The organism is Helicobacter sp. MIT 05-5294, from assembly GCF_000765675.1.
GTDB lineage: Bacteria > Campylobacterota > Campylobacteria > Campylobacterales > Helicobacteraceae > Helicobacter_D.
In genome coordinates, this window is the sequence record NZ_JRPA02000074.1 from 1 (window position 1) to 678 (window position 678).

The 678-nt window shown below is 30.2% G+C and carries 1 protein-coding gene; it reads left to right on the forward strand.

The features are described 5' to 3' along the window. Positions 1-259 precede the first annotated feature (259 nt). Positions 260-678 (forward strand): hypothetical protein (locus tag LS69_RS10090; RefSeq protein ID WP_138124721.1); only part of this gene is annotated, 419 nt, incomplete at its 3' end.

The window sequence follows — 678 nt, forward strand, 5'->3', positions numbered from 1 at the left end:
TAACTTTTTCATTCATTATCTCCAAAAGTATTTTTGTATCCATCTTGTAGAATTTCTAAAGGGTCAGCTATATCTTCTCGCTTATTAAAATCATTCCTAGAATAATATATATATTCTTTAAGATAATAGGCAAACAATAAAATAAAGTAATAAAAGATGATATAATCACCCTAAAACAAAATGGCAATGCAATCACCCTAGATGATAGTGGCATCACCATTAAAGGTAAAAAGATAAATCTCAACAAAGGGGATTAAACTTGAAGTTTTATATTCTTCCTACAGAAGAACACCCTAAGGATACAAAAGAATATACCCCTATAAGAGAAGGAACACTTAAACTTTTTACAGGAAAAAGCTATGAGGAAACTAAAGAAGAAGAAAGATTAAGCAAAAGATTAAATCAAGAATATGAAGTCCTAGAATTTGAAGTCAATGATACTTTAAAAACTAAAGCCTTTAAAGTAATATTAGAGGGAACAGAAATCTATCAACAAACACCTTTAGACCCAGACATTATTACTAAACCTCTACTCTATACAAACAAAACACACCCCCAAAGATTTAGATTCCCCAAACAAAAGCAAACACAAGCAAACATTGGTATCATTAAAGCCTACAAGAAACAGACAAATATCAATACACAAACTAATACCCATACAAGCCCAAATACTCATAC